Annotated in this window: 14 protein-coding genes and 2 pseudogenes; 9 read left to right on the top strand and 7 right to left on the bottom strand. The window is 65.4% G+C overall.

What is annotated here, in order from left to right; genetic code table 11:
- Entirely contained in the window at nucleotides 1-1,290 is a 1,290-nt protein-coding gene (locus ACFYTS_RS34230; RefSeq protein ID WP_387309436.1) for an FAD-dependent monooxygenase, read from the top strand.
- On the opposite strand, the gene ACFYTS_RS34225 is transcribed toward ACFYTS_RS34230, so the two are convergent.
- Entirely contained in the window at nucleotides 1,287-1,568 is a 282-nt protein-coding gene (locus ACFYTS_RS34225) for a SelT/SelW/SelH family protein (protein WP_387309459.1), read from the bottom strand. The genes ACFYTS_RS34230 and ACFYTS_RS34225 overlap by 4 nt on opposite strands.
- 276 nt (nucleotides 1,569-1,844) lie before the next feature.
- Between ACFYTS_RS34225 and ACFYTS_RS34220 the strand changes: the two are divergent.
- A pseudogene (locus ACFYTS_RS34220) lies at nucleotides 1,845-2,060 on the top strand (integrase core domain-containing protein); the annotation flags it as partial.
- A 563-nt stretch (nucleotides 2,061-2,623) separates the two neighbouring features.
- Here ACFYTS_RS34220 and ACFYTS_RS34215 read toward each other — a convergent pair.
- Both ACFYTS_RS34215 and ACFYTS_RS34210 read right to left on the bottom strand, forming a co-directional pair.
- A complete protein-coding gene (locus tag ACFYTS_RS34215) occupies nucleotides 2,624-3,199 on the bottom strand; it encodes a tyrosine-type recombinase/integrase (protein WP_387309458.1) in 576 nt (191 codons plus the stop codon).
- A 191-nt stretch (nucleotides 3,200-3,390) separates the two neighbouring features.
- Entirely contained in the window at nucleotides 3,391-3,618 is a 228-nt protein-coding gene (locus ACFYTS_RS34210) for a hypothetical protein (protein WP_387309435.1), read from the bottom strand.
- 1,252 nt (nucleotides 3,619-4,870) lie between these two features.
- Between ACFYTS_RS34210 and ACFYTS_RS34205 the strand changes: the two genes are divergently transcribed.
- The 3 genes from ACFYTS_RS34205 to ACFYTS_RS34195 are packed head-to-tail and all read left to right on the top strand — an operon-like array spanning nucleotide 4,871 to nucleotide 7,763.
- Complete coding sequence (locus tag ACFYTS_RS34205; protein WP_387309434.1) at nucleotides 4,871-5,089, top strand: ferredoxin; 219 nt, start codon at nucleotides 4,871-4,873, stop codon at nucleotides 5,087-5,089.
- Nucleotides 5,086-6,477 (top strand): NAD(P)/FAD-dependent oxidoreductase, encoded by a 1,392-nt coding sequence (locus ACFYTS_RS34200; RefSeq protein ID WP_387309433.1) that lies wholly within the window; start codon nucleotides 5,086-5,088, stop codon nucleotides 6,475-6,477. The genes ACFYTS_RS34205 and ACFYTS_RS34200 overlap by 4 nt, the downstream gene beginning before the upstream one ends.
- Before the next feature lie 14 nt (nucleotides 6,478-6,491).
- Complete coding sequence (locus ACFYTS_RS34195) at nucleotides 6,492-7,763, top strand: cytochrome P450 (RefSeq protein WP_357278108.1); 1,272 nt, start codon at nucleotides 6,492-6,494, stop codon at nucleotides 7,761-7,763.
- A 389-nt stretch (nucleotides 7,764-8,152) separates the two neighbouring features.
- On the opposite strand, the gene ACFYTS_RS34190 is transcribed toward ACFYTS_RS34195, so the two are convergent.
- Together ACFYTS_RS34190 and ACFYTS_RS34185 are read right to left on the bottom strand one after the other, a co-directional pair.
- Nucleotides 8,153-8,767, bottom strand: coding sequence for an MspA family porin (locus ACFYTS_RS34190; RefSeq protein ID WP_387309457.1), 615 nt, complete (start codon nucleotides 8,765-8,767; stop codon nucleotides 8,153-8,155).
- 1,232 nt (nucleotides 8,768-9,999) lie between these two features.
- A complete protein-coding gene (locus ACFYTS_RS34185; protein WP_387309432.1) occupies nucleotides 10,000-10,854 on the bottom strand; it encodes a hypothetical protein in 855 nt (284 codons plus the stop codon).
- 401 nt (nucleotides 10,855-11,255) lie between these two features.
- Here ACFYTS_RS34185 and ACFYTS_RS34180 point away from each other — a divergent pair, with 401 nt between their 5' ends.
- Nucleotides 11,256-12,542, top strand: coding sequence for a YncE family protein (locus ACFYTS_RS34180; RefSeq protein ID WP_387309431.1), 1,287 nt, complete (start codon nucleotides 11,256-11,258; stop codon nucleotides 12,540-12,542).
- A 380-nt stretch (nucleotides 12,543-12,922) separates the two neighbouring features.
- Here the strand turns inward: ACFYTS_RS34180 and ACFYTS_RS34175 are convergent, their stop codons facing one another.
- A complete protein-coding gene (locus ACFYTS_RS34175) occupies nucleotides 12,923-13,579 on the bottom strand; it encodes a GNAT family N-acetyltransferase (RefSeq protein WP_387309430.1) in 657 nt (218 codons plus the stop codon).
- A 373-nt stretch (nucleotides 13,580-13,952) separates the two neighbouring features.
- On the opposite strand from ACFYTS_RS34175, the gene ACFYTS_RS34170 reads away from it, so the two are divergent.
- Entirely contained in the window at nucleotides 13,953-15,110 is a 1,158-nt protein-coding gene (locus tag ACFYTS_RS34170; RefSeq protein ID WP_387309429.1) for a serine hydrolase domain-containing protein, read from the top strand.
- A 460-nt stretch (nucleotides 15,111-15,570) separates the two neighbouring features.
- Here ACFYTS_RS34170 and ACFYTS_RS34165 read toward each other — a convergent pair.
- Nucleotides 15,571-15,753, bottom strand: a pseudogene (locus tag ACFYTS_RS34165) (DUF4158 domain-containing protein); the annotation flags it as partial.
- A gap of 517 nt (nucleotides 15,754-16,270) precedes the next feature.
- Here ACFYTS_RS34165 and ACFYTS_RS34160 point away from each other — a divergent pair.
- Together ACFYTS_RS34160 and ACFYTS_RS34155 are read left to right on the top strand one after the other, a co-directional pair.
- Nucleotides 16,271-16,414 (top strand): integrase core domain-containing protein, encoded by a 144-nt coding sequence (locus ACFYTS_RS34160; protein ID WP_387309456.1) that lies wholly within the window; start codon nucleotides 16,271-16,273, stop codon nucleotides 16,412-16,414.
- Between the two features lie 625 nt (nucleotides 16,415-17,039).
- Nucleotides 17,040-19,163: beta strand repeat-containing protein (locus tag ACFYTS_RS34155; protein WP_387309428.1), on the top strand; the 2,124-nt coding region annotated here is incomplete at its 3' end.

Raw genomic sequence — 19,163 nt, 5'->3', positions numbered from 1 at the left:
GTGCCGGGCTCGGTCGCATCGAGTACCACCCATGTGAAGCCAGGTTCGACCAACTCGGCTGGAGCCGGTGACGAGATGAAGATCGTGTGTGTCGGTGGCGGGCCGGCCGGGTTGTACTTCGCTATTTCGATGAAGCGCCGCGACCCGGCCCATGACATCACGGTGATCGACCGCGATCCTCCCGGATCCACCTATGGCTGGGGCGTCGTGTATTGGGACGACCTGCTCGACATTCTGTATCGGAATGACCCCGACAGCGCCCAGGCGGTGCGTGCCGGGTCGGTCGTATGGCGTGAACAGGCAATCCATGTGTGCGACAACGAGACCGCGCATTTCGGGGGCTACGGGTTCAGCATGGGGCGCGCGGCCTTGCTCGACGTGCTTTCGCGACGGGCGAGGGACCTGGGCGTCGATGTCCAGCACGGGCGAAACGTGGATGATCTGTCCGGCTTCGACGATTTCGATCTCATCGTCGCCTCCGACGGCGCGAACAGCCGGATACGACAGCTGGGTGATCATCGTTTCGGCACGTCGGTCACACTCGGCGAGAATCGATATATCTGGCTCGGCACGGACAAGGTCTTCACCCGATTCACCTTCGCCTTCGAACACACCTCGGCCGGTTGGATCTGGTTTCACGCCTACCCGTCGATTGCCGGGAGAATCAGCACCTGCATCGTCGAATGCCAACCGCGGACTTGGCATGGACTGGGATTCGATTCCCTGGACGATCTGCAGAACGTGCGGGTTCTGGAGAACATATTCGGCCGCCCTCTCGACGGTCACTCGTTGATCAGCAAGACACGAGGCGAATTCGCAAGGTGGAGCCGATTTCCCGAGGTGACCAACAAGACCTGGTATCACGACAACGTGGTGCTGCTCGGCGATGCGGCGCACACGACGCACTTCACCATCGGCTCAGGCACCCGGTTGGCAATCGTCGACGCTGTCGTGCTCGCACAGAACCTGTACGAGCATGCCGAGGTCGCCGACGCACTGAAGAATTACGATGCGCAGCGGCGCGCTGCACTGCGCCCGATACAGGCCGCCGCCCGTACCAGCATGGTCTGGTTCGAACACGCCGACCGGTATCTCGATCGCGGCGCCGTGCAGTTCGCCTATGCGATGTCGGTCCGGCACGGGCGGCAAATGCCGTGGCGGTATCAGCTGCACCTGCTCACGCAGGTACCCAGTGTGCGCAAGATCAGGCGTGTCATCGACTCCGGACAGCGGTGGCGGCGGGCTGCCCGCCGTGGGGAGCTCGCGATGGCGCCCCGCTCGAGCCGCTAGCTCGCCGGTTCGGTGTCCTTCTTGTCCGCGTGGCCGAGCGAGCGGCCGGGCGCCACCCGGTCGCGGACACGCTGCTCGAGGATGGCGATATCGGGAAAACCGCCGTCGGCCTTACGTTCCCAGATCTGGTCACCGTCGACGGTGATGCGGAAGACGCCGCCCTCGCCGGGAATGAGGGCGACCTCGGACAGGTCGGTGGCGAAGGTGGTGAGCAACTCCTGAGCCATCCAGCTCGCGCGGAGCGTCGTGGGGGTGTTGCGGTCGAGGTGGTAGCCGATTCCGGCGCGGGCGGCGTGGGCGATGTACCGGGCCTTACCGGCGGGCCGGTGCGCGCACCCTGGCGCGGTCGGTTCTGGTTGCTGGTGGCGGTGGTGGCCGCCGCCGGCTGCCCCCTGTGCGGCGGATCGTGTTCCCGCGCGTCGGCATCCGCCGGGCGGTGTCGCGCACCGATCGACGCCCGAAACGTCGATGCCCCCGGATGCGCTGGGGACTGCCCCCGGTTTGGTTGATTCCTTGGCAGGTCAGCGAGTCAACCGAACTCGGGGCAGTCCCGAACCTGTTTCGACAATGCCTGGGCCGAGTCGTTCAACGCCACCCTGAAAAACGAACGCGTCCACCGCACCCACTATCGGACCCGCGAACACGCCCGCCGTGACATCACCGCCTATATCGAGTTACGGTACAACCAGATTCGACTCCACTCCGCGATTGACTACCGCACGCCGAACGAAGTAGAGTCCGCCTGGTTCGCACGGAACAAAACAGCCTGAGAAATCAAACCCTCACTGTCCGAGAACATTCCAGCCCCTCAGATCATCGGATTGCAAACCGTCTTCAGAGCCCCATCCGTACTGAGGGAGAGGCTCCACCCTTTAGGCCGGCCAAACGATCCTCGCAACCCAAGAGGACAACTAGCTCCTAGCAGGCCCCAACAATCACCCACCAAATTCACGGCCCGACACCGTCTTTCGCAATTGTGTTCGGTTGCGAAAGACGGTGTCTGGACAGCCAAATCAACAGGCGGACAAGCTTTTTCGATTGTTCTTGACAACAAACCGTAGCGTCGAGTAGCGGTACGCTGTTCTAATCCCTAGATCGCAGGTTCGATTCCGCCGGGCGCATCAAAGAGACTTGGCCGTTCGGCCTGGCGTACGCATCACAGACCCCATCCCGCACCCACGATTTGACGTCTGGCCTTCGATAGCAGATCCATGGGGACCATCTGGGGACCGCACAGCGTGCACGCCGGTGAACACCCGCTGGTCACGCACACCGAGCGAACGGATGATTGGGTGCGCGACGTGCGCAAACCTCTTGACTGCGCCCCTGTGGATCAAGTGGTCGCAGGTTCAAATCCTGCCAGCCCGACCAAGAAAATTCCCTTCCGACCTGGTCGGAAGGGAATTTCTTTGCATTTGACGCCCCGGAGATGGTGGCCAACTGGTGGCCGTTTTGGCGCTTCGAGGTGTAGCGACAGTAGATCGCCAGCCTGCGGAAAGGCCGCGTTGTACGGGTGCAGATATAGCTGGGTGACCCGCGGGTCGGAGTGCCCAGCGATTTCCCGAAGCAGGTGCAGCAGCACGCCCGCGTTAGCGAACCATGTCAACCCGGCGCGCCGGAGGGCATGTCGCCGGAGGTGCTCGTAACCAAGCTCGGCGACAACTTCGTCCTCGTGTGTGGCGCGTCGAGGAACGGTGTAGCGGATTCGCCCACCACGGGGTCCAACGAGGAGCCGGGCGTTACACGGTACTCCCCCTCCCGAATGGCCGTGTCTACGTTCTTCATTGCGGGATCTGCGTCGACTCGCGCGCGTGCCCGAGTGATCGCTGTCAATGCAATCGGCCGTAGCTCCTCGATGATCGGAATTCGGCGAGCCCGTTTCCCCTTCGTCCCTTTGTCTTTCAGCCATGACCAGCAGCGCACCCACGAAACAGACCAAAGGGTCTCAAATTATTGCCGTTCATGAACCCCCGCCCGCCTCCCGCGCCACCCCGAATTCCACGGGGTTGGCCGATGGCATGCGGAGGTGCCCCATGGTCAGGGTTCAACGAAAAGGCTGTCTGGCAGCTGAGTTCGACATCTGCGAGTAGGCCGGCGTTGTCAGCATGAACGCCAAGCATGCCGACCCCGACCTTCATCGCGGTCGGGTGCGGTTGCGGTGAGCGGCTCCATCCACGCCGGCAGGTCGAGGTTCAGGCGCGGGATCTCCTCGGTGGGTTGGTCGAGTTCGCGGTACAGCTGGCTCAAGAACGCTTCCAGGCTGCCGTAGCGGTCCAGGATCTGTCTCAGCAGCTGCACCGCGCTCGCACTGTCCACGGCCTCTGGCATGCGGTCCCTTTCTCGCCGATGATGCGGACGCGGCCGGCAAAGTCGAGGACGGCCGCGAAGAGGTGATGAAGAGGTGATGCTGTGCCATCGGCGGGCGCAGGGCTTCTGGTGATGTGGGTGTCGCACCCACCGATGGGGACTGCCGTGTACAGCACCGGAGCCGGTTGCAGCCGGAGCCGGGAGGCCGCCCGGGCAGGGCGGTCCAAGACCATCCGAGCACGAACAACGCTCCAGACCCCGCAGACAGGCCTGGCGCGTTCGGTCTCGTGATCGAATGCCCGCCGACAGGCTTCCCATGCCTCGACTCCGCCAAACACGTTGCGCGAAAGAGGGATATCGCTAGCCCCTTTTGCGGCGTATGCGCCGGTCGGGAACCGGACGTCCCGCGCGATCGGAGTTCCAGCGGCTGATGTCGTCCGGCGCAGTGAGCAGCCTGCGCACGCAGTCGCGCACCGCCCGCCAGCGGCGTGCGGTCGAAGCTCTTCTGGTCTCAGTCGCCATGGCCACATCCCGGCTCGGGATGGACAAGGGCCTCGCCCCAGCGTCCGTCAGTGCACGAGGGGCGTGACCCTCGTATCGGGTCGGACACCCGGGTCGCGTGCTGCGCCGACATCTCAGCACACACCAACAACCCGGCCGGCATAACCCCTGGGCCCCGATCGTGGCCACCCGCTGGCGAAGTCGTTACCGGACTCCCCTGGCGAACGACGCTGCCGCCGTTCACACAACGAGTAGAGCTACCGGTCACCGACCATCTACGCCACAGGAATGTCATTGCGTGCCGCCACCTGCGGTTGGTCAAGCTGTTCGGAAACGATCGCCTGACGAACCCGAACGCCTCCTCCCGTCACGGCCACGTCGCCGAAGGCGCTGCGAGCAGCGGCGTGCCCGTGGCTCGGCCGGTGATGGTGTCAGCATTGCCGCAGTCCGCACCTTTCGGGAGGCACACGCCGTGCTCGGATCTCGGCTCTTCCCGGAGTGAACCGGGATACCGGGATCCGGCGGTGGTGTCCGTGCCTTGCGGGGGGAGACTGAAGATGGCGTCGGTTGTCGGCCGGCGCATGACTGGACCGTCGGTATCGGGTGCTACGAATCCTCTATGAGGCGCCCGCCCGGCACTGGTACTTCGGGGCGTGATCGTCTTCTGGGAGTTCACGTCCGACCTTTGCGGGCGTACGCGCGTCTCCGGCCCGCAGCGGGTTCAGCAGGTTGTGACCACATCGGGACATGGTTCGGATGAGGAGCTGACGGTATGCGCATCGTGGTTGATCTGAATCGGTGTCAGGGGTACGCGCAGTGCGTTCCGCTGGCACCGGATGTGCTCGAAATGCTGGGTGAGGAGGCGCTGGCGTATGACCCCAACCCTGATGACGCGCAGCGCCAGCGCGTGTTGCGGGCGGCGGCGGCGTGCCCGGTGCAGGCGATCGTCGTGGAGACCTATACGCCCGACGGGCCGGAGCCTGCGGCATGAGCACCGCGTCGCTAGCCGCGGACCTGGTCAGGATGTTTCGCGCGGAGGGTCGGATCGTGATCGTGGGGGCATCGCTTGCGGGGCTCCGTGCCGCGGAGGCGTTGCGGGACAAGGGCTTCTGTGGCCCTTTGACCCTCATCGGTGACGAGGCGCGCGAACCGTATGACCGCCCGCCGTTGTCCAAGCAGGTCCTCGAGGGCTGGGTTCGCGCCGATCACACCAAGCTTCCCCGCATGCGGGACATCGACGCGCAGTGGCGGCTTGGTGTGGCCGCGACCGGTTTGGACCGGGTGAACAAACAGGTTTTGCTGGCCACCGGAGATGCGGTGCCCTACGACCGGCTGCTCATCGCCACCGGCGTTCGGGCACGGCCGTGGTTCAACCCGGCCGAGGCCGCCCTGCGGGGGGTGTTCACGGTGCGCACCTGCGATGACGCGGCCCGGCTACAGGCGGCACTGCATTCGAGCCCGAAGCGGGTTCTCGTCGTCGGCTCGGGGTTTGTCGGCTCGGAGATGGCGTCGGTGTGCCGCGAGCTGGGGTTGCCGGTGACCGTCGCCGAGCGCGGAGGCGGGCCGCTGGTCGGGCCGCTGGGCGGGGTGATCGGCGACATCGCCGCCCGGATGCAGCGCGGCGCGGGAGTCGACCTGCGCACCGGCGTATCGGTGGAATCCCTCGACGGCGATGCCGGCGGGCATGTACGCCGCGCCCGGCTCTCTGATGGGACCACGCTCGATGTCGATGTAGTGGTGGCGTCGTTGGGGTCGATCCGCAACGTCGAGTGGCTGGCGGGTGCCGGGCTGGCCGCCGGTTTCTGGGGAGTCGGTTGCGATGCGGGCTGTCGCGCGTTCGACGTCAACGGGGTGGTGACCGACAACATTTTCGTGGCCGGGGATGTCGCGCGCCAGCCACACGTGCTGTACGAGTATCAGTTCATCTCGATGGAACACTGGGACAACGCCGTGTTCGGGGCGCAGGTCGCCGCGAACAACATGATCAGTCTGGAGACCGAGCGGCGACCGCATCTGCCGCTGCCGTCGTTCTGGTCGGGCCAATTCGGGGTCAATATCAAGGGTGTGGGGGTGTGCTCGTTCGGCGATGAGATCGTGTTCACCCAGGGGTCTCCCGAGGACTATCGCTTCGCCGCGGCTTACGGCCGCCGCGGCCGCATCGTCGGGGCGGTGACGTTTAATCATGGCAAGTGGCTTCCGTACTACGCGGCGATGATCGAGCGCTCCGCGCCGTTCCCTCCACCGCCGCCGGGCTATGACCGAGCGCCCGATCCGGCACCGATGCCTGCCCGCTTTCCCGACCCGCGGGTGCCGACCGAGATTCCCGACGTGGTGCTGACCGGTCACGACCCCACCTCACGGACCGCCGAGTTCCACTGACCAAGGGAGCCAGCATGACTGCAGCGAGCGCCTGGGCAGAGGCGATGAAGTACGAACATCGCGCCGACCCGTATCCGTTCTTCGACCAACTGCGCCAGACCCCCGTCGCGCGAGTGGCCGACAACCTGTATGTGGTGACCGGCTACCAGGAACTGCTGACGCTGGCGCACGACCCCCGCATCAGCTCCGATATCAGCCGCAGCCCGGTGGGTGCTGCCCTGGCCGCGGGCACGAGCTCTGAGCCCGGCGCCGAGGACATGCAGGCCTATGGTCGCCGGCCGAGCATCATCGTCTCCGATCCCCCCGAGCACGATCGGGCGCGCCGACAGGTCATGCGCCATTTCGGCCCACCGCATTCACCTGATGTCATCCCCGGTATGGAGCCCGACATCGCGCGATTGTGCAACCAGCTGCTCGACCGCATCAAGGCCGGCGGCAAAACCGGGATGGACGTGGTCGACGATTACGCCTACCCGGTGCCGGTGATGGTGGTCTGCAAGATCCTCGGTGTCCCGCTCGCCGACGAACCCCGGTTCCATGCCTGGATCCACGACATGTTGGCCGGCATGGATCTGGGCCCGGACGCGGGCACCGAGCAGGGTAGGGCACGCGCCGAGGCGTCCCGCGCAAGCCGTGACGCACTCATGCGCTATCTGGCCGGCTTGATCGAGCAACTCCAACGCGAGCCCGGGCCGGGATTGCTGTCCAAACTGATTCACGACGACGGCCCCGATGGTCCGATGCCGGCCGAACAGGTGTTGTCCAATGCGGTGCTGCTGTTGGTCGCCGGTCATGACTCGACGGTCAACACCATCGCCAACTGTGTGATGACGCTGCTGCGCAACCCCGGGTCCTACGACCAGGTCCGCAGCCGACCGGAGTTGCTCCCGCGCGCGATCGAGGAGGTTCAGCGGCTGCAGGCGGCGGTGCAGTTCTTCCCCAGCCGCAGCGCCACCGCCGATATCGACATCGCCGGCACCGTCATCCCGGAGGGGGCCGCGGTACACCTGGTCTACGCCGCCGCCAACCGCGACCCGCACCGCTTCGCCAACCCGAACCGCTTCGACCTGCACCGCCCCGACAACGAACACTTCGGCTGGGGCAGCGGCATCCACACCTGCCTCGGCGGTCCGCTCGCACGACTGGAAGTCAACCTGGCGCTGGAAACCTTCCTACGCCGCGTCGCCACACCCCGCCTGCTCGCCGACCCGCCACCCTATCGGCGAAGCCAAATCTTCCGCGGCCCCCAACACCTGCTCATCGACTTCGACCACATCACCGACTGAGCAGCACACACCATCGAAGCATCCGCACTCGCCGAATCCTTCGAAATCAGAAAGGGGGACTTCGAAAATCGACGAGCGGCACTGGATATGGTTGGGGCACAGGCGCTTCCGGCTAGGCAACCTGGTCCGGCAAAACGATCCTCGGCCGAACGCTGACGATCCCGGCTTCGAGCGCTTCGGGTTCAACGGTGGCGGTGTTCGAGAATCCGTTCGTCAACCGCGACAGCCTTGCCATGAGCTCAGGGCAACGACGCTCACCGATCAGCCGAATCAGGGACCCAAAACCGCCCGGTCTGGCCTAGCGCGCCCCTTCGCGCCACTGGGCCCCACACCCTTCAACGAGACACTTTGCGGCGCGCAAGGATTACAACTCCAACCGGGCCACCGCTTCAGAAGGTGAACTGGTCACCGTAGGCGGTGGTCTGCACCAGCCTCTCAGCGGTGCTCACCGTGGTGGTGACGAACGGGACGGCCGCCACCGGCGAGGCGCATTGGGCGATATTGAGCGCGGCATTGTCGAACGCGATGTGAAGCGGGAACGTCGTGGTGGCACCCAGGCGGGCCGTCTCCGTTCTCGCGACAGTGACCTGGCCGGGTCCCAAGTTCGCGAACACGCCTTCGGCCACACCCAGATTCCCGATGACAGCGGGACTGATGACCTGACCGGGAGTACTCGCGCCCAGCTGTTGATAGGCGCCGAGATCGGCGTCGAAGCCGCCGTCCACACTGATCCCGCAGCCGAGGATGAATCCCGCGACCGCCTCACCCGAGGTGATCGGGCCGCCGTCCACGCTGACCGAGTAAGCGCCGGATATCTGCGCGGCATGCGAGAACGTCATGAGGACGTTCGGTGTCCGGTCACCGGGCGGGCTCGCCTCGATGCTGTCGACCGACGCCGTCACATGGACTCCCCCACCGGAGGCATCCGCGCCGGGCGGCTGAGCGCGACCGAGACCGGCGCCACCGGCCCACAAACCCACCCCGGCCAGATTCGCCGCGACCATAGCGACCACGGCGCCAGTGAACGAACGTCGCATGCCTGGAGCCTTCCGGTTCGCGACGATGGGCAACTCGACAACACATGGGGCAAACCCACACGGAGGGATACCGCTTGGCAAGCCTAGACCGCGCCACCGTCCAGGCGGTGTCACAGCAAGGCGTGTCCACCACACCGCATCGACACCGACGGGGATCGACACCGAAGCCGCCTCCTGTCTTGGTTCACCGAGACCATGCTTGCGTTCGAGAACGATCGACCGCCCGGTTCCGGTGCAGGAATCCGATCGGCGTCCAGGTCCCCGATTCGCACCAAAATGGGGAGTGCGCCGAGTGGTGTCGCCTGCACGCGAGGAATCTGGGCCGGGAGTAGGGGTCTCGATCGCCGAACGCTGGGATGTGCGCTTGGGACCGGCAGAGTCGAGACACCTACCCATCATCTCCGGGCGAACCCCCAGCACCCGGAGACAACGACCACTGTAGATGGGAAGGACGGCGCAACAGTGCTGAGAGGTATGACCTTTCGTGCCAGAAGCCCGAGACTCGGCAACCTCTTGGTGAATCTCTACCCGGGCTGGCTCGCGCAGGATGCCTGTCGGCGAACAAGCCCGGGCAGGCGAACTCCCGTGCCGGTCTTTCACCGGTGATGGCGGGGCGGGGCCGGGTGGATCGGGAGTCTGAGCGATCCACCCGGCGGGCGAGGCGAAACGGTCGCGGCGGAGTAACCGAACCCGAGCGGCCACCATGTGTCCCGACCATCCCGCCCTTCGTCGGACGGTACTGGCCGCCGAGATCCGAGCAGGTCGATTCCTCGCCTGCTGACACGAATCGAGAGTGCTATCGGCACAAAAAGTCATAGATAGCTGCGGAGAAGCTGCCCCGGGGGCGAGGACAGCGTGCAGAATGCCGGACAACGCCAGTCCAGACCCGCGGCAGCACTTCCGAGAGGGGACAGAAGTGAGCTACACGATCGAAGCGACAGCCGGTCACCGGCTACTCGAAGAGGTTCTCACTCGCTACGACAGCATCGACGCCTTCTGCACCCGCCTGCACCTCGCGCTGGATGCACCCACCGATGTACTTCCCGCCCTACCGAACTCGACAGTCGGGCGGCATCGGCTTCGATAGTCAGGACCGAGCAGGCGTGCCCGGTGGACGTTCGGAAAGCAACGGCTGACGACGTCCTCGGGCGTCGTGGTCCTCGATGTTGCAGATGTCGAATCAGCTTTTTCCGTGCGGGTCAGATCCGTCGGTGCTCGCGCAGGGTTCGGATGGCGGCCAGGGTGGTCAGGCCGCGCCATTCCACGGTCTGGCCGGAAAAGTAGTGCAGGAAGTCGAAGTCCCAGCCGCCGTCATCGAGTTGTTCGTGTTCGAGTCGCTGCAGTTCGGCGGTCATCGTGGAGTCGTCGAACAGGGCCCGGCTCGGTGTGTCGGGTCGGGGCGAAAGGTCGAGAGGTTTGATGTGCTCGTTCTCGATTCCGCCTTCGACGGGCACCGTGCCGTCCTCGCGGATCGCCGGACGTAGCAGCTCGATGGCCGCGGCGGCGCGGGTGGGGTCGGGGACTGCGTCGAGAAACTGCAAGGCGAATTTGACGGTGTAGCCGACCGGTTCGTCGATCGCCTCGATCTGGTTCCAGCACCAGGTCGTCGCGGTGTCGAGCCACGAATGCTGTGCGCCGAGTCGCCACAATCCGGCCGCGAGGGCGTAGGTGAGGAAGCCCGCTTCCGGGCTCGGTGTCATCCAGGGTGTGCGGGGGTGGCCGTCTGCCGAGGGCAGCACGGTGGGGATACCGCCGTCGGGGTGGGCGATGGTGGCGATCCAGTCGGCGATCTCGGTCACCATGGGGGCGCGGGTGGCGTTGATGTCGGCGAGGACGTCGAGGGCCACCACTGCCGCGGCCGGTTGGCTGCCAGGGCACCGCACGTCGGGCTCGAGGGCATGGCCGAACCCACCGTCACGGTTCTGATACGCCGCGAGCGCGGTCAGCACGGGCTCGACAGGCCCGTTGTCGAGAAGGACGGCGAGCCGGTGGCGTTCCAGAACACGGGCGCCGGATTCGATGAACTGTCGGGCAGCTTCCAGGTCGATACTCATGAACCGGAGGCTAGGCGGCGGTGAGCGTGGCGTCTTTGAAGAATCGGACAGGCGTGAGGCCGGTAAGGCACCGCACTTCCGGTGCACAGCGAGGCGACGCGACGGCCACTCAAATTCGTTCCGCTGACCAGAACCTATGGTGACCGCGCTGATATCCGCCCGACTTTCGGCGGATGCTACCAGAACCCCGGCAACCCCGGATCGCTGTCACTCGGTCCCGGATTGCCAAGCGCTTCAATCTCTTCCGCCCAGCACGGAACATAGGGTCCGGCACGGGCACCACCTTGTGGTTCGGTCGGCCAGTACCTACGATCCGGTAACCAATTTGAAACTTATTCATTTCAATTGCTTGCTCGGAGGAACTCATGCATGTCTCACGCCCAGCCCGTCGACTCGCAAGGGTGTGGCACGGTACCGCATCGGCGGCGGCCGCGGCCATGCTCGTCGGCACGTCGGCTTTCGGGGCCGGTCAGGCGGTCGCGGAGCCGGGGCTGCGGGAGGTGATGCTGGTCGGAAACAATTGGGAAGGGGTCGCCGACGTCATCGGCTCGACCGGCGATTTCGCCAAGATCGGCCGGATCAACCTGATTCCGGACAAGGACGACCGTCTCCGGGAGATCTACCTCAATCCGGTGCGACTCGCGTTCTTCCTCGGCATTCGTCAGACCGTCGGCGAAGGCCACGACCAGTACATCGACGATATGTACACCACCCCGGACGGGTCCGCGATCGTCGTGTCGCGGCCGAGTTTCGCCGACGTGGCCTCGATCGACACCGCGACCGGCAAGGTGAAGTGGCGGTTTCCCGTCTCCGGGTTCCGGGCCGACCATATGGCGGTATCACCGGACGGCAACCGGGTCGCGGTGTCCGCCTCGACCAGCAATACCGTGCACGTGCTCAATATTCGGACCGGGGCCGAGCTCGGCCGGTTCGGCACCGGCGACAAACCACACGAGAACGTCTTCACCTCGGACGGAAAACTGTGGAACATGGCGATCGGTGAGGTGAACTCCGATCAGGACTCCCCGGAACAGGATTCCAGCAAGGGCGATCGGAAGATCACCATTGTCGATGCCGCCACCTATCAGCCGATCAGGGTCATCGATATGCGTGATCGCCTGAACGCGTTCGGCCGCAACGATCTTTCGGACGCGGTGCGCCCGGTGGCCTTCAGTCCCGACGAGAGCAAGCTGTACTTCCAGGTGTCGTTCTTCAATGGATTCCTCGAATACGACGTGGCCTCCGATCGCATCCTGCGCGCCAAGGAACTGCCCAAAAACCCCGCCACCAACCCGGATCGGCGCACCTGGGTCAATGACTCACGGCACCACGGAATGTCCATGGACCCCACCGGCAAACGACTGTGCATCGCCGGCACCATGGACGATTACGCCACGATCGTCGATCTCACCGACCTGAGCCCGGGGCAGCTCGTCCCGGCGTCCAAGCCCTACTGGGCCACCGTCAGCGGTGACGGCAAGGCGTGCGTCATCTCCGAAAGCGCCGCCGACCAGGTGACAGCCATCGACTTCGCCACCGGATCCAAGATCGTCTCCATTCCGGTGGGCGACCATCCGCAGCGCGTTCGGATCGGCGATCTGCCCACCGGCTGGAAAGCCCCGTCCGGTGGATCCACCTCGAGCGGAAGCGGATTCCCGTCCAGCGGCAGCGGATCCAGCGGCTCGTAGCTCGTCGTTATCCGCCGCCCTGAGCGAAATTCGGCAGATCGGTCAGGGCGGCGGGGCACAGGAGTACCGGGCAGGGCTCCTCGCTTCCCGCGCGGCGACGGCGCGAAATCGGCTGCAATGCCCTGAGAATGGCTCGGCAGCGGCGAGTGGTCGTTGACCATCACCTGGTCGAACAACTCGAGCACGTCATCGGCGGCGCCGGCCCGCAGCGTGAACACGGTCGCGACCAGCACCGCCAGCAGGTGCTCGCGTGGCATCCGCCGCAGCCCCGATACCCGCCCAGTCAATCCCAGCGAGGCGAGGACTACCGATGAGTTGAATACGGGTCCTTGCCAGTTCTGACACCGAACCGGCAGGTCAAAGTGGTTTGCTCGTCGCCGTCACGGTTTGATTCGGGCTCCGAATAGTGGCAGGCACTCCGCTAGCCCGGTCACTTCCACCGGCATGCTCCGATGCGCTTCCCATCTTTCACGGGTCAGCCGCAACCGGCGTATCACCGCCGGTTTTCCCCGCACTGCATGCACCTCGAGCCCGTCGGGCTCGTATCCGAGTTTGCGTGAGACTCCGTGTGAGCCCAGGTTGTCTACGAACGCGCCCGATACCGCCGACTCGGCCCCGAGATGAGCGAAGGCCAACTCCAGCACCGCGGCTCGCATCTCGGTTCCAATGCCTTGCCCGTGATGGGTTCGGCCGAGCCAGGATCCGGTGTTCACCTCGCAGCAGACCGCGAAGTCCTTCGCACTGATCGTTTGGGTTCCAACCAACTCCCCCTCTCGGAGCACGACGAGATTCAGTGCCCACGCATCGACCTGCCAGTCGGCCCAGCATCGCCAGTGCCACCGCAGTACCCGCTGCGCACGTTCGTCCGGTTCCGCATCGGTCCACTCCGCAGTGAACGGCTGCACCGCCGGATCATGTACTCCCGCTACGGCCAGCCCAGCAAGCGCGCCCAGGTCCTCCAAACCAGGCATTCTCAGTTCCAGACGCGGTGTCCGCACCCGCAATCCGGCCAAGGGCCAGTACTCCATCAGGCTCATGCCCGCCATCATCGCCGCCGGACGACATTCGGGGCCACGGGGTTTCGCCAGCGGCGGACCCCGCCAGGAAAACCGGTCGCGACCAAGAGAGGCGATCAGGGGAATACAGACCGGTTGAATACGGGTCGTTACCAGTCCCCGCTCGGCGTGCCCATCGCTCAACGATGAGGATCGGCTCCGCTATACCCATGTGCCACAACAGAGTTCATCGAAGATCCCAGGGCGGCACCGGTCGTTGAGGAACGAGTCACCAGCCGCAAGACGGCCCCGGGGGCTTGGCGTGACTTTTCGCGGACCTGGACCTCACACCCCGAGTACAGGATTCCGGGTTTTACCGGATGGGTGGGAGAAGGGTCGTCCTTAGAGTGGACGCATGGGTGCGAATGGGTTCCGGTGTGGCTTGGTGGTCGCGGCGGTGGTGGTGGCCGGGTGCGGGAGTGGGGCGGGGGAAACCGTGGGTCGGTCGCCGGCGGTCGAGCAGGTGTCCGATGCGGTGACAGCGGCGGTGCGTTCCGGGATGCCCGGGGCACAAGTGGTTCTCGAAGGTCCCGGCGGGCGGCAGGTCGTGACCGCGGGGGCGGGAGACGTGGCCACCGGAGTGCCCTACACGGAGGGCGCACATTTCCGGATCGGCAGTGTCACCAAGACTTTCGTGGCCACAGTGGTGTTGCAGCTCGCCGCCGAGAACAAGGTTGACCTCGATGCGCCTATCTCACGCTATCTACCGGGCGTGGTGCGGGGCAACGGCAATGACGGCGACCGCATCAGTGTGCGGCAGCTGCTGCAGCACATGAGCGGACTGGCGGACTTCGCGCCCGAGGATCCCTCGAACAAGTTGCCGCAGCAGCTCGATCAGACCAGTGACGGCAAGGCGTATCGGGATCTCGCACCGGCGGATCTGGTGGGGATCGCGATGAGCATGCCACCACAGTTCGAGCCGGGGGCGCGGTTCGAGTACACGAACACCAATTACGTGCTGCTGGGCATGATGATCGAGAAGCTCACCGGGCGAACCCTCGCCGTCGAGATCGGCAGTCGCATCCTCGAACCCCTCGCGCTGCGCGACACCTACTTCCCCGCGGCCGGCGACACCACCATCCGGGATCCGCATCCGCTGGGCTATCGCAAGGTCGACGTCAACTGGGTCGATGCCACCGACACCGAGGCGGCGTGGGCGGGCGCCGCCGGCGCCCTCATCTCCACCGGCGCCGATCTGAACCGGTTCTTCCTTGCCCTGGTCGCCGGAAAGCTGCTTCCCGCAGCACAACTCACGCAGATGCAGCAGACCGTCGCGATGGAGCAGTCCGGAGAAATGAATTACGGGCTCGGCCTGATCCGGCTGCGCCTGCCCTGTGGACAGGACGGCAAGGACATGAAGGACGTCTGGGGGCATGCCGGCGGTATCCCCGGATTCAGCACCCTGGCCATCGCCACGCCGCACGGGACCGCGGCGACGCTGAGCGTCAACACCTCGCAGACCACCGATCAGTTCTCCGCAGCGGCCGCCGCCGTCGGCTGTGCTATCGCCTGATCCGGCCGGCATGTGGATTCGTCCGGCACCGTGACGAGCCGCACGATCCCGGCAGCCGAATCACCTTGGTGCGAGCTACCGCAGCTCGATCACCCGCGGGGTGCCGCTGGTGATCTACGCGCGATGCAGTTCGCGGATCTGGACCTCACGGGCTCAGGGGCATCGACATCGACGACCAGTGCCGCCACCGATGCGGCTCGAACTCGGTATCCGGCCTCCGTGAGACCTGGCCGGTTCGGTCAGCGCGGTACGCGGCTACTTAAGGCTGGTGTCAGGACCGGGTCCCGGCCAGGACCTGGTTCAGGTGCCCGGTGAGATGCTCCCTCGGTGGAGTGCCGCTATTCGGTATGTGCGGTATTCCCCGGTGATGATCATGGCGTTGGGTGAGATCGTCGCCGTCGCACACGCCCGTGTAGTGGTGAGGCCGGCACGGGGGCGCCCCCATGCGCCCGAAGCTCCGCGGCAGCGCGCACAACGCCACCGACAAACCCAGCCGCTCCGCCGGGCCGCGCCCGCGACCAGGTGTCAGAAAGGCGATGTCAGCCGGAGTGAGAGTGCAGTGCCGGAACAACTCCTCACGGCTGATATCCGGGAACTCACGCAGCCGCGCCAACTCCTCGGCCGCGAACACCTTCATCGCCACGAAACCCGACCTCCAGCACGCCGACCAACCTCATCGGCAGCCAAGCCAAGCACCAATCACGGTGCACCGCAGGACAAACGAGGGTTGCGCCATCTCAGCTGGTCAAGCCATTGTCGTTGTTTTTCGTCCGGTTACGACCGGGACTTCGCCAAGCTCGGTGCGGTGGTTCCGGGCCCGCCACCGCCGGCGCCCGTGGACACACGGCGGGCATCGACTCCGTTCGACGCCCTAATGCAGCTGCGGGGCAATCCGGCAGCTACTTCTTCTGAAGGGGCACCCTCGACAGGATGGACGGGCGCGGCAAGTTGCGGCGCCCGTTGCTCTCAGCGGTTTTCGCGCTCATCCACCAGACCAATTCAGAACACTTGAATACGAGCCCTTACCAATTACTACCCCCGAGCACCTTCGCCCCCCCAAATCACGGCCGGTGGGGGGACAGTCGCGTGTTCGTATCCGCTGCAATTGGCGGCAGTTGGACCAGTGACACGAAAGTCACGCTGGCTGCGCATGGACATCGATTTCCCAAGCGCTGCAACAGTGCTGCGGCGGCCGAGTCGGAATCTCCTCCATTCGACCGGAAAGGCCGTGGAACAACGGCTATATCGAATCGTTCGACCGGCGGCTGCGCGATGCCTCAACCGTAGTCACCGGACGAGCCTGATCGAAGCCCGAGCGGTCATCGGCGACTTCAAGACCGAAAATGATCTGCGGCACCGCCACTCGGCGCGGGGCTGCCTGACCTCGGCCGAGTACGCAGCCCGCTGCGGCCACGCCTATCACCCCGTGGCCTGCCCAATCACATGAAACTGGATCGGAAACAACCCGGACTCAAAAACCGGATGGTCCCGTTATCGGGACCGGCCAACGGGATAACCGCAACTGGATCCCCGCCACGCTACACGATCAGATCACCAGCCCCGCATAGTACTGAGTTTCTGTGCTGAAGCGTTCCGAATACCGTTCCGGTGGCACGAATTGAGAGTGCCCAGGCACGGAAGGTCACAGATACCTCCTAATTGGCTGCGTGATCGAGTCACTGTCATGCGGAATGCCGTACCGAACCATCATAGTGAGGCGCTCGGGCGTAGGAACGGGCAGTGGTTGAATACCGACCGGAATCCTTGAGATACCGACCGGTGTGCGAATCCGATAACGAATTAAAGCGAACTCTTCAGGTCGGTCGGCGGTGTGTTGATACTGGAAGTAGCGGGCCGCCAGGGGAACTCGGGCAAACCACGCTCGGGTCCAACGGAGGAATTGCCACAAGTATTAAGGAGGCGACCATCATGCCTACCATCACGTCTCTCTCTCCGACGTCCGGGCCCGTGACAGGGGGAACCAGCGTCACGATCACCGGTACCGGGTTCACCGGGCCGACCACTGTGCGGTTCGGCACTACCGCAACGACTTTCACCCTGGATTCTCCGACGCAGATCACCGCGATCGCCCCCGCCGGCTCGGTCGGTACCGTCCAGGTCACCGTCACCACTTCGGCGGGCACCAGCAACGGGGTGTCCTACACCTATCTCGCGGTGCCCGCGTTGATCAGCATCAGTCCCAGCCAAGGAACGACCGCGGGCGGGACGACAGTGACACTCACGGGGTCGGGTCTCACCGGCGTTACTTCGGTGAGTTTCGGTGGGGCACCGGCGACCTCGTTCACCGTCAACTCCAATACCCAGATCACCGCCGTCACCCCCGCGGGCACCGGGATCGTGTCTGTCACCGTCACCGGACCGGGCGGCACCAGCAATCCGGTTGTCTACGTCTACGTCGTGGTTCCGACCATCACCTCCATCTCCCCGACCGCCGGACCGACTGCGGGCGGGAACAACGTGACGATCACGGGTACCGGGTTCATCGGCCTGTTGACCGTCCGATTCGGTTCGACCGCAACGATATTCACCGTGAACTCCGCCACCCAGATCACCGCCATCGCCCCCGCCCATACGGCCGGGACGGTGCAGGTGACTGTCACCGGGTCGGGCGGAGCCAGTAACGGTGTCTCCTACACCTATGCCGCGGTGCCGACCCTGACCAGTATCGCCCCCGTTTCAGGATCGGTGACGGGCGGAACCACCGTCGTGCTCACCGGGACGAACCTGACCGGCGCGACCTCGGTGAGTTTCGGTGGGACACCAGCGACCTCGTTCACCGTCAACTCCGCTACCCAGATCACCGCGGTCGCCCCCGCCCACGCGGTCGGGACGGTGCAGGTCACCGTCACGACCGCGGGCGGTACCAGTAACGGTGTCTCCTACACCTATGTCGCGGTACCCACGCTGACCACGGTGGTACCGAACCTCGGTTCGGTGACGGGCGGAACCACCGTCGTGCTCACCGGGACGAACCTGATCGGCGCGACTGCGGTGAGTTTCGGTGGGACACCAGCGACCTCGTTCACCGTCAACTCCGCCACCCAGATCACCGCCGTCGCCCCCGCGGGTTCGGCGGGGACGGTGCAGGTCACCGTCACGACCGCGGGCGGAACCAGTAACGGTGTCGCCTACACCTACGTCGCGGTACCGACGTTGACCACGGTGGTGCCGAGTGCCGGTTCGGTGACGGGCGGGACGACGGTTGTGCTGACCGGCACCGCTCTGACCGGTGCGACGGCGGTGAGTTTCGGTGGGACACCGGCGACTTCGTTCACCGTTGATTCCGCTACCCAGATCACCGCGGTCGCCCCGGCCCACGCGGTCGGGACGGTGCAGGTCACCGTCACCACCGCGGGCGGAACCAGCAACGGTGTCGCCTACACCTACGTCGCGGTACCCACATTGACCACGGTGGTGCCGAGTGCCGGTTCGGTGACGGGCGGAACCACGGTCGTGCTCACCGGGACGAACCTGACCGGTGCGACTGCGGTGAGTTTCGGTGGCACACCGGCGACTTCGTTCACCGTTGATTCCGCCACCCAGATCACCGCGGTCGCCCCCGCCCACGCGGTCGGGACGGTGCAGGTCACCGTCACCACCGCGGGCGGAACCAGCAACGGCGTCTCCTACACCTACGTCGCGGTACCCACACTGACCACGGTGATACCGAACCTCGGTTCGGTGACGGGCGGAACCACCGTCGTGCTCACCGGGACGAACCTGACCGGCGCGACTGCGGTGAGTTTCGGTGGCACACCAGCGACCTCGTTCACCGTCAACTCCGCCACCCAGATCACCGCGGTCGCCCCCGCCCACGCGGTCGGGACGGTGCAAGTCACCGTCACCACCGCGGGCGGAACCAGCAACGGCGTCTCCTATACCTACGTCGCGGTACCCACGCTGACCACGGTGGTGCCGAGTGCCGGTTCGGTGGCCGGCGGGACGACGGTCGTGCTGACCGGCACGAACCTGACCGGCGCGACGGCGGTGAGTTTCGGTGGGACACCAGCGACCTCGTTCACCGTTGATTCC

The organism is Nocardia sp. NPDC004151 (assembly GCF_042874235.1).
Taxonomy (GTDB): domain Bacteria; phylum Actinomycetota; class Actinomycetes; order Mycobacteriales; family Mycobacteriaceae; genus Nocardia.
Note: the sequence above shows the minus strand (reverse complement) of the source record. Positions and strands in the feature narration are given on the sequence as shown.